Genomic DNA, 10,925 nt, shown 5'->3' with positions numbered 1-10,925 from the left:
AAGTACAGCAATGTATTCAGCTGACTGATACTAATAGGTCGAGGGCTTGATCTAATAAATATTACTTTGTGCAATTTTGAAAGAATAAGTTCTTTCAAAGATAACTCACTCAGGAAACTGAGGAGTAATGATTTAAAGTGAAATCGAAGATTTCTGTAAATCAGTATCTGGTGATTATGGCTTGAAGGTAACACCCGTTCCCATACCGAACACGAAGGTTAAGCTTCAAAGCGCCGATGGTACTGCAAGGGAGGCCTTGTGGGAGAGTAGGTCGTCGCCAGGTAAGTCATGGATCTTTAGCTCAGTTGGTTAGAGCAACCGGCTCATAACCGGTAGGTCCGGGGTTCGAGTCCCTGAAGGTCCACCATATATGGGGGTATAGCTCAGTTGGGAGAGCACCTGCCTTGCAAGCAGGGGGTCAGGAGTTCGAATCTCCTTATCTCCACCATACAAAGTTCATGGAAATAACCATGAACTTTTTTTCGTTTACAAATTATTAATACACATTAACAAACTAATATATTAAAATGGAAGAAAGAAACATATATTGGGAGAAGATAAGTATGTTAAAACCTAATTATAGAGTAAAACAGTTTTATTTATGTATAACTGATAAAATGGATATACATGATAAAATTTTTATAGAAAAATATTTGAATAAAACTGAACTTAAACTATTCAAGAAATTATCTGATCATGAACAAAAGCATAGTGTGAGGGTAGCTTATGGTGTTCAAAGTATTTATTTAAATAAATACAAAGGTAAAATTAACCTTAATAGATTGGTAAAAGTATCACTTTTACATGATATAGGTAAAATTTATTGTAAACTTAATGCTATAGATAAATCAGTTTTAGTTATATTTGATATTTTATCTAAAGGAAGATTGAAAAAATTAGATGGTATAAAAAAAATTAATATTTATTATAATCATGCTGAAAGGGGATATAATTTATTAAAAGGAAAAGGATATGACCCTGAATTTTTATATCTTGTTAGAAATCATCATAATTTAGATATAGAAGATAATATAGAGTTAAATATACTAAGAATGTGTGATAATATAAACTAGGTAAAAGGGGATGAGAAAAGTGAACTCTATAGATAGAAGAAATTATATAATAAAAATGTTACAGGAAAGTGATAAACCACTAAAAGGTCAAGAATTTGCTAAAAAATTTAATATTACTAGACAAGTTATAGTAAAGGACATAGCAATATTAAGGGCAAAGGGTGAAAATATAATAGCAACTCCCGATGGGTATATGATAAATAAAAATAATTTAAATTCAAAAATTATTGCTGTAACTCATAATTCTAATAGAATAGAGGATGAATTAAAAACTATAGTAAAATATGGTGGAGTTATAGAGGATGTAATAGTAGAACATGTGATATATGGTGAAATTAAAGCTATGTTGATGATAAAAACTTTATATGATATTGAGAATTTTATAATGAAAATACACAAAGATAAGGCTGAACCATTATTAGTACTAACCAATGGTGTTCATTTGCATACAATACTTACTGAAAGAAAGGAAGATATGGAAAATATAATAAGTGAGTTAAAAACAAAGGGTTATTTGATTGAGGAATAATTTTATACAGTATTATTCAATGAATTGATTAAATATTATAATTATTCATAAATATATTTAAATATTAAAAAAGAGGTGAATTTTCTTTGAAAAAAAAATGGCCAATATTTATTATAGCATCATTAATATTATTAATAATTATTTCTTTAAGTAAAATATCTAATTTTATAATAAATGTACAATGGTTTAAAGAAGTTTCTTACTTGTCAATATATTTTACAAAGATGATTGCTATTATAAAATTATTTATTCCAACGTTTTTTATCTGTTTTATATGCATATTACTATATTATAATAGTCTTAAAAAAAGTATTTATAATTATAGAAGTAATAAAAACGATAGGTTTATAAAATATGATAAGGGTAAAAAAATATTTTTTGTAGCTAATACTGTAATGTCTTTAATTTTATCATGTGTTTTTTCATACAGTTACTGGTATAATATACTTAAGTTTAACAATTCAGTTCCTTTTAATATTAAAGACCCTATTTTTTATAAAGATATTTCATTTTATGTTTTTAAGCTACCACTTATAGAGTCAATATATAGTGGCATTATGACATTATTAGGTTTTTTAATAATTATAACTATTGTAATGTATTTTATATTTATAGCTAAGGATAAAATTGATTATGCAGGATTTAAAGGAGTTTTTACTGATGTTAAAGAAATAAGAAGTGATATTAGTAAGTTTGCAGGTAAGCAATTAGCAATAATATCAGCGATGATACTATTAATGTTATCATTAGGTTTTTTAATTAAGGCATGGAATCTTGTATATAGTCCTAGAGGAGTGGCATTTGGAGCAAGTTATACAGATATACATGTTAGTATAATTTTTTATAAAATAATTATTTTAATATCAATAGTTTCATCCATCATTGTATTTATAAGTGTTATAAAGTCAAAAGTAAAACCTATAATAATATCAATTTCATTAATAGCAATACTTATAGTAGGAGAAAATGTAGCTTCGCTATTGGTTGAAAACTTTGTGGTTAAATCTAATCAAAAGAAATTAGAAGAAGAGTATATAAAGTATAATATAGATTATACTCGTAAAGCTTTTAATATAGACAATATAAAAGAAATAAATTTTGATGTCAAAAATGATCTTAAATTAGAGGATATAAAAAATAATAAAGAAACCATAAATAATATAAGAATTAATGCTTTTGAACCAGCATTGGAATTTTATAATCAATATCAAACAATTAGACCTTATTATATATTTAATGATATGGATATAGACAGATATAAAATAAAAGGCAAATATAATCAGGTGTTTATATCACCAAGAGAATTGAATTTAGAAAATATAGAACCTGATACATGGCAAAATAGACATTTAATATATACACATGGATATGGAGTTGCTGTAAGTAAAGTAAACTCTGTAACGCAAGAAGGTCAACCTGATTTTGTTATAAAGGATATACCATCAGAAAACAATATTGATATATCATTAAAAAATCCTAGAATTTATTTTGGAGAAAAAACAAATAATTATGCTATAGTTAATACTGCTTTAAAAGAGTTTGATTATCCAAAAGGTGGAGACAACAAGATAAATGAATATGATGGAAAATCCGGTATAAAAATGAGTTTTATAAATAAAGTATTATTTTCAATTAAAGAGAATAATTTAAACTTCCTATTATCTAGAGATATAACTAAGGATAGTAGAATTCTTATAAATAGAAATATAGTTGATAGAGCAAAAAAAGTAGCACCATTTTTAACTTATGATGAAGATCCATATGTTGTTATAGATAATGATAGATTATATTGGATTATTGATGGGTACACAACTACTGATAAATATCCTTATGCTGAAAAGTATAATGATGTTAATTATATAAGAAATTCAGTAAAAGTTGTTATAGATGCTGTCGATGGTGATATAGATTTTTATATAGTTGATAAAAATGATCCAATAATACTAAGTTATTCAAAGATATATCCGAAATTATTTAAAGATTCAAGTGATGTACCGCCAGGTATAAAAGAACATTTTAAATACCCAGAAGATATTTTTAAATTACAATGTAAAGTTCTAGAAAAATATCATATGATAGATCCAATGGCATTTTTAAATGGGGACGATTTATGGGAAGTATCTAAAAATCAAAAATCTGTTAATACAGATAAATCTATTGATGAGGCACCTTATGTAGTTATGAAAATGCAAGGTGAAAATAAAGAGGAAATGGTGGTTTTAGAGTATTTCAATATGAAAGAAAGAAATACCATGTCGTCTATACTAGGTGCTAGAATGGATGGGAAAAATTATGGTAAGTTGATAATGTACAAATTGCCATCTTATAAAACTATATATAGCCCGTATTTTTTCAAACAAAAATTAAAACAGGACCCTATTATATCTAAAGAACTTTCACTTTGGAATACAGGAGGTTCTGAAGTTAAGTTTGGAGATACTATAATAGTACCTATAAATAATTCACTATTATATATAGAGTCTATGTACTTAAGAGCCAGCGGTAAAAGTAGTGCTCCAGAAGTAAAAAGAATAGTATTATCTTATGGAGATAAAATAATATTATCAGAAAATATAGATGGAGCGTTAAAACAGTTGTTTAGTTACAATGGTAAAGAAAATAATAAAAATTCTTCTGTAAACTCTACTAAGGATGAAGAGACAAATAAATTTTTAAAGGATGCAAGAGATTTGTACAATAAAGCTATAGAGTCTCAAAAATCTGGGGATTGGTCAAAATACGGAGAGTATATTAAAAAATTAGGTGAAATATTAAATAGTATTAATAAATAATAAAAGTGAATCTGTAAACTGATTTATAGATTCACAATACAGTAACTAATTAGTATGTTAGTTATTAAAATGAAAAAAAATAAGTATTTCACATAATACTTATTTTTTTGAATTTTTTATAAACAATAAAAGGAATTTAAAAAAGTATGTCGAATGTTATTTTTATAATTCATGTGTGTGAGGTATGTTATGGACTATACATATAAAAGGGTAATAGAATGCGATAAGGCTAAAAAAATATTATGTATAAGTACAGAACTGTTAAATTTTAATAATTTTCCTAACTTTATAAAAGAATATATATCTAAATCTTTACATAAAAATGAGAAGTTAATAATTTTCACAGACGATATCTTATATAAAGATTTACAAAAATTATATAATCACTCTTCAAATATAATTGTAACCGGATTAAAAAATAATACACTTCAAATAAAACTTTATGATCCTGTAAATTTTAATTTAAATTCAGAGGAACTATTAGAAATACTAAATCATACGGCTAAAACTGATGAAAAAATAAATATATTATGGGATTTTAAAAATTTAGCTAGAAAAACCGGTAAATTAAGAAATTTAATAAGATATGTAGAAAATATTTTTTCTTATTCAAATTACAAAGTTACTAATTTAATATATATTAATAACCATGATTATAATTTTAATTTACTAGAAATATTTTGTAGTAAATTTGAATATTTAGTTATATTTGATAGAAATAAAGAGTTATGTTATAAGTGTAATGAATCAATAAGTAATATTCTTTGGATTTTAAACTCAAACTATCAATTAAAGTATCAAAATAGTAATTTAGTCTTATTCAATGAAATGTTTTCTAATGTTTCAAAAACTATTGATAATGATGGTTTTAAAAACATTATAATAAATAAAATAAAGGATATTTGCGATGTTGATTTTTGTATAATTTATAGTACTGAAAATTATAAGGAAAATGTATTAGGATTAAACAGTTGTTTTGGAATAACTAAAAAACATAAATATTATATAAAGAATAATAAAAAAATGGTAATGTATCAACAATTAATAAATAAAGAGATATTAGAAAAATGCTCTAGTATGTTTATAAACCCTGAATATATACAAAATCAGGATATAAGGGATATATTTTTAAGTTTGAAAATTGATACTTGCATTGGAGTATCTGTGGACTATTATAGCAATATAAAAGGTGTTATATGGGTTGGGCGATATGAAGAAAATAAAAAAATAAGTAAAGAGGATGTAGAATATATAGAATCTATTTGTAGAACTGCATTTTATTTAATTCAAGAACAAAATAAATTTTTAAATCTACATAATAAGCTAATAGAAAATGAAAAACTTAGAGCTATGGGTGAGATGGCTGCAGGAATTGCTCATGATATAAATAATATACTTACACCAATAATAGGTTCCATACAACTTTTAAAAGATAGTGATATTCAAGATAAAAATATGATAAAACAACTTAAAATAATTGAGATATGTGCTTATGATGGTATGAATATAGCCAATAAAGTTAAAAGATTTACGAAGCAATATAATGATAAAAATAAGTTAGAAATTTTTAATATAGATGATATATTATTAGATACTATAGATTTGACTAAAAATAAATGGCTTACTGAAAGTGCATTAAAAGGAATAAATATAAATATGATTTCTATATTAAAATCTCAAGCCAAAGTTAAGGGTAATGCTACAGAATTAAGAGAGGTATTTATAAATATAGTGAGAAACGCTATAGACTCTATGACTAAGGGAGGGAATATAGAGATAAATACCAAAAATAAAGATAAGACTGTAGTTATCGAAATAAAGGACAATGGAAGCGGCATGAATGAAGATGTAGTAAAAAGAGCTTTCGAACCTTTTTTTACAACAAAAGGTAATAAAGGGTCTGGTTTAGGACTAAGTGTATCTTATAAAATTATACAATATCATGGAGGCACAATAAGTATTAAAAGTGAGGAGAATAGTGGGACAAGTTTTTATATAGAATTACCTATTTGTAATGATATTATTGAAGTAAAGAAAAATATACATTATGGCAAAATAGAATTTAATGGAAACATTTTAATTATAGATGACCAACAACAAATAAGAAGTGTAATTTCTGATATGATAAAATCTATTGTTAAATGCAAAATTAAAAGTTGTGGTAATAATAATATTGAGCAAGAACTAAATAGAAGAAATTATGATATTATACTTTGTGATTTTTCAATGCCAGGCATGAATGGTATACAAGTTTGTGATATAGCTAAAAAAATTAATAACAAGGTTTTTTTCTGTTTAATGACAGGCTGGATAGGAAATTTTAGCAAAGAAATGGTTAAAAATATAGATTTTATACTTAATAAACCAATAAATAAGGGAAAATTGGAGGAAATGTTTGTAAATTATAAGAACTTAATCAATTCTAGAAATTAAATTTTTTGAAAATTATCTTTAATAACATATACCGCTACCATAAAAGATACTATAATATAGATGGATGCTAGATTACAAAAACTAACTGCCGGAGGGAATGAATAATATGGATTATGATGTACTTATATTAGGTGGTGGTATAATAGGCTGTGCTGTAGCTTATGAATTGTCTAAGTACAGTTTAAATATAGCTCTTATAGAAAAAGATTATGATATTGCAGATGATGTTGCTTTAGTTAATTCCTCAATTGTTTACGATGGAATAGAATGTGAAAATACATTAATGTCAAAATTAGAAATGATGGGAAATAAAATGTTTGATGATATTTCATCTCAAATTAATGTGCCTTTTAAAAGATGTGGTTCACTATTTATTGCACAGAATGTTAAGCAAGAGGAAGTTTTATATAAAATTTATAATAGAGCTATAGATAGGGGAATAAATAATATAGAAATTTTAAATAGTGAGGATATATATGAATTAGAGCCAAATTTGAATATAAAACTTACTAAAGCGCTTTATTCTAAAAATACAGGAATTGTATGTCCATATGATTTAGCTATAGCTTATGGAGAAATAGCTTTTGATAATGGGGTTAAATTTAAATTAGAAGAGGAAGTAATTGATATACAACAAATTTCAAAGGGATTTAGGGTAGTTACAAATAAGAATAAGTTTACCTGTAAAATAGTTATTAATACTACTCCAGGTCAAAATTATACTATAGATTCAAAAGAAAAAGTATATACTGAAAAGAGTAATATAAGTTATTTTTTATTAGAGAATGACTTTAATGTAGAATTTAATAATATTTTAAATACTTTTAATGAGGATAATGAGTTTATATATACTGTTCCCACAGTACAGGGAAACATGATTGCAGCAGTAAATTCTAGCAATGATATAGGTTATTCAGATACTTTAAAAAAAATATCAAAAGTAATAGGAAATATTGATGAAAATAAAATAAATGCTTTTTATAAATGGCCCTCTTACAAAGATACTATTATTATCGATGAAAGTCTTATTGATAAGGGATACATTAAAGTTGTAGGAAAGCATTACGGACAAATTACTATGACACCATCCATTGCAAGAATAGTATGTGAAACAATTGTAAGTAATACAAGTTGTCTACCTAAAAAAGAATTTATTAATAAAAGGAGAGAATTTTATAGATTTAGAGATTTAACTAATGAACAAAGAAATAAAATAATAAAAATGGATAACAGATATGGACGTATTATATGCAGGTGCCAAAAGGTAACAGAGGGTGAAATAGTAGATGCTATAAGAAGACCTTTAGGTGCTAGAACTGTAGAAGGAGTTAAAAGGAGAACTGGAGTAACTTTTGGTGGTTGCAAAGGTTCTGATTGCTTTGCTAGTATTGTATCTATATTGGCTAGGGAAACTAATAAGAAGTTCACAGATATAGTAAAAGACTCTAAGAATTCTAAAATAATAGGAAGTAGAATTAAGGAATTCAATTAATTTATGGAGGTTTTTTATCAGGTGATTAAAGAATTTGTATGTAAAGGGTGTAAAAAAGAGTGCATTATATCAATGGATTGGGATAATGATTATTTTGAAGTTAAGGGACATGAATGCGAAGATGGGTTAGATTATGCAAAAGAGGAAAGAATAAATAATAAAGGTATTTTTACTACATTAATAAGAATAAAGGGTGCTAATTGTAATGTAATACCTGTGAAGAGTAGCGAACCTATAGACAAAGGTTTATGGGTAGAATGTTCAAAGGCTTTAAGCATGCTTCATGTGGGAGCACCAATAAAAATAGGGGATATAGTTTGTCATAATTTATTAAATACCGGTGTGGATATTATATGTGTAAAAAATATAGACAAAATATAATTATAATACTTTAAATTATATAATATATATAAAGTTGACATTATTAATTATTGTATATATAATTAATATTAATTATTTAATATTGTAAATAAACTGTTGAAGAGGCCAGTAACAAGATAAAGGTTAAAGAGAGTCAGTGGGTGGTGGAAGCTGATACCGGTTATTTTGTGAATCCACCTTGGAGGGACTGTGATGAGCAGTACGGTATTACCGTTAAATTTATAAAGAGGATTAACTTAAGTTAATCAATTAGGGTGGCAACGCGGAGTCTTTCGTCCCTTTAAGGGGAAGTAAAGGCTCTTTATTTTTTTATAAAAAATTAGATGAATTTTAAAACTAGGAGGGTATATATGTTAGATTTAAAAAGAATAAGAAACAATCCTGAAGAAATAAAGGCAGCTCTTGCAAACAGAGGAGAAGATTTTGATGTAAAAATTATTGACAAAATATTAGAGTTAGATGAAAATAGAAGAAAAATTTTAGTAGAAGTTGAGAATTTAAAAAATAAAAGAAATCAGGAATCATCACAAATACCAAAGTTGAAAAAAGCTGGTGAAAGTGTTGATCAAATTATGGGGGATATGAAAAAGCTTTCAGAGCAAATAAGACAATTTGATGAAAAGTTAAATAAAGTAGATGAAGAAATTGAATATATTATGTTAAGAATTCCTAATATACCGAATCCAGCTGTACCAGATGGCGAGACAGATGAGGATAATGTTGAGATAAGAAAATGGTCAGAACCAACTAAATTTACATTTGATCCTAAAGCTCATTGGGATTTAGGTACAAATTTAAATATTTTGGATTTTGAAAGAGCGGGAAAGGTTACAGGATCAAGATTTACTTTTTATAAAGGATTAGGGGCCAGAATTGAGAGAGCAGTTATAAATTATTTTTTAGATACTCATGTAGATAAACATGGTTATACTGAAATATTACCTCCTTATATGGTAAATAGAAAGAGTATGACAGGAACAGGTCAACTTCCTAAATTTGAGGAAGATGCTTTTAAGGTAGCTAACTGTGATTACTTTTTAATTCCAACAGCAGAAGTACCAGTAACAAATCTATACAGAGATGAAATACTCAATGGGGAAGAACTTCCACTAAAGCATGTAGCATACAGTGCCTGTTTTAGATCAGAAGCTGGTTCAGCGGGAAGAGATACTAGAGGACTTGTTAGGCAACATCAGTTCAATAAAGTAGAACTTGTTAAGTTTGCTAAACCAGAACAATCTTATGAAGAATTAGAAAAATTAACAAATGATGCTGAGGAGGTATTACAAGGACTTCAATTACCTTACAGAGTAGTTAGAATATGTAAAGGAGATTTAGGCTTTACTGCTGCGTTAAAGTATGATATTGAAGTTTGGATGCCAAGTTATAATAGATATGTGGAGATCTCAAGTTGTAGTAATTTTGAAGATTTTCAAGCAAGACGTGCTAATATTAAATTTAAAAATACTCCAAAAGATAAGCCACAATTTGTGCATACATTGAACGGATCAGGTGTGGCAGTTGGAAGAACAGTAGCAGCTATACTTGAAAATTTCCAACAAGAGGATGGAAGCATAGTTGTTCCTAAGGTTTTAAGACCTTATTTAGGTGGTAAAGAAGTTTTAAAGTAAGATATATATTAATATAAAGTTAAGGAAATAAAACATTAATTGTTTTTTTCCTTAACTTACTACAAAATATAAAAAAAACATAAAAAAATAAAAAATAGTGTTGACATGAAATTAAATGCTTGATATAATTAATCATGTCATGAGGCATGGAAAGATGGTCGAGTTGGTTTAAGGCACCGGTCTTGAAAACCGGCGTACGGGTGACCGTACCGTGGGTTCGAATCCCACTCTTTCCGCCACTTTTTATATAATAATATATTTGTAGGGCATGGAGAAATACTCAAGTGGCTGAAGAGGCGCCCCTGCTAAGGGCGTAGGTCGGGTAACCGGCACGAGGGTTCAAATCCCTCTTTCTCCGCCATAGAACATCTAGTTGAGCTGGATGTTTTTTTATTTATATAAATAGTTTATGTTTATAATTTATCAATTGATTTTGATTTTATTTTATGTTAAAATATTAATATTAAATATGCGTCGGTAGCTCAGTTGGATAGAGTAGCTGGCTACGAACCAGTTGGCCGCGGGTTCGAATCCTGCCCGACGCACCAAAACCTAGAAAGTAAATACTTTCTAGGTTTTATATATATATGATAA

At 26.9% G+C, this 10,925-nt stretch carries 7 protein-coding genes, 5 tRNA genes, 1 rRNA gene and 1 other annotated feature; all 13 genes read left to right on the top strand.

Going from position 1 to position 10,925, the window contains the following annotated elements:
* The first annotated feature begins 166 nt into the window (after positions 1-166).
* The 13 genes from rrf to EJL03_RS15200 all read left to right on the top strand — a co-directional run bounded on the left by rrf (position 167) and on the right by EJL03_RS15200 (position 10,879).
* Positions 167-283 (top strand): 5S ribosomal RNA (gene rrf, locus EJL03_RS15260).
* Between the two features lie 7 nt (positions 284-290).
* Positions 291-367 (top strand) — tRNA-Ile (locus EJL03_RS15255).
* Between the two features lie 5 nt (positions 368-372).
* Positions 373-448: transfer RNA gene (locus EJL03_RS15250), tRNA-Ala, on the top strand.
* A 115-nt stretch (positions 449-563) separates the two neighbouring features.
* A complete protein-coding gene (locus EJL03_RS15245; RefSeq protein ID WP_125154828.1) occupies positions 564-1,073 on the top strand; it encodes an HD domain-containing protein in 510 nt (169 codons plus the stop codon).
* A 19-nt stretch (positions 1,074-1,092) separates the two neighbouring features.
* Positions 1,093-1,602, top strand: a complete 510-nt coding sequence (locus EJL03_RS15240; protein WP_125154827.1) for a transcription repressor NadR — start codon at positions 1,093-1,095, stop codon at positions 1,600-1,602.
* Positions 1,603-1,688: 86 nt separating this feature from the next.
* A complete protein-coding gene (locus tag EJL03_RS15235; protein WP_125154826.1) occupies positions 1,689-4,394 on the top strand; it encodes a UPF0182 family protein in 2,706 nt (901 codons plus the stop codon).
* A gap of 189 nt (positions 4,395-4,583) precedes the next feature.
* Positions 4,584-6,827 (top strand): hybrid sensor histidine kinase/response regulator, encoded by a 2,244-nt coding sequence (locus EJL03_RS15230; RefSeq protein WP_164509120.1) that lies wholly within the window; start codon positions 4,584-4,586, stop codon positions 6,825-6,827.
* A gap of 106 nt (positions 6,828-6,933) precedes the next feature.
* Entirely contained in the window at positions 6,934-8,319 is a 1,386-nt protein-coding gene (locus EJL03_RS15225; RefSeq protein WP_125154824.1) for an NAD(P)/FAD-dependent oxidoreductase, read from the top strand.
* A 21-nt stretch (positions 8,320-8,340) separates the two neighbouring features.
* Positions 8,341-8,700 (top strand): DUF1667 domain-containing protein, encoded by a 360-nt coding sequence (locus tag EJL03_RS15220; protein ID WP_206427384.1) that lies wholly within the window; start codon positions 8,341-8,343, stop codon positions 8,698-8,700.
* 87 nt (positions 8,701-8,787) lie between these two features.
* Positions 8,788-8,983 (top strand) — a binding site (T-box leader).
* Positions 8,984-9,050: 67 nt separating this feature from the next.
* Positions 9,051-10,331, top strand: coding sequence for a serine--tRNA ligase (serS, locus tag EJL03_RS15215; protein ID WP_125154823.1), 1,281 nt, complete (start codon positions 9,051-9,053; stop codon positions 10,329-10,331).
* A gap of 148 nt (positions 10,332-10,479) precedes the next feature.
* Positions 10,480-10,570: transfer RNA gene (locus EJL03_RS15210), tRNA-Ser, on the top strand.
* A gap of 31 nt (positions 10,571-10,601) precedes the next feature.
* Positions 10,602-10,692: transfer RNA gene (locus tag EJL03_RS15205), tRNA-Ser, on the top strand.
* A gap of 110 nt (positions 10,693-10,802) precedes the next feature.
* Positions 10,803-10,879, top strand: a tRNA-Arg gene (locus tag EJL03_RS15200).
* Positions 10,880-10,925: the final 46 nt, after the last annotated feature.

Origin of the sequence: Clostridium rectalis, from assembly GCF_900626095.1 — a bacterium.
GTDB classification, from domain to species: domain Bacteria; phylum Bacillota; class Clostridia; order Clostridiales; family Clostridiaceae; genus Clostridium_AS; species Clostridium_AS rectalis.
This window is presented reverse-complemented; position numbering and strand designations above follow the sequence as displayed.

Excerpts from the sequence above, each read along its gene's own strand:
- EJL03_RS15230 (WP_164509120.1), top strand. The coding sequence starts at position 4,584 with ATGGACTATACATATAAAAGGGTAATAGAATGCGATAAGGCTAAAAAA.
- EJL03_RS15225 (WP_125154824.1), top strand. The coding sequence starts at position 6,934 with ATGGATTATGATGTACTTATATTAGGTGGTGGTATAATAGGCTGTGCT.
- EJL03_RS15245 (WP_125154828.1), top strand. The coding sequence starts at position 564 with ATGTTAAAACCTAATTATAGAGTAAAACAGTTTTATTTATGTATAACT.
- serS (WP_125154823.1), top strand. The coding sequence starts at position 9,051 with ATGTTAGATTTAAAAAGAATAAGAAACAATCCTGAAGAAATAAAGGCA.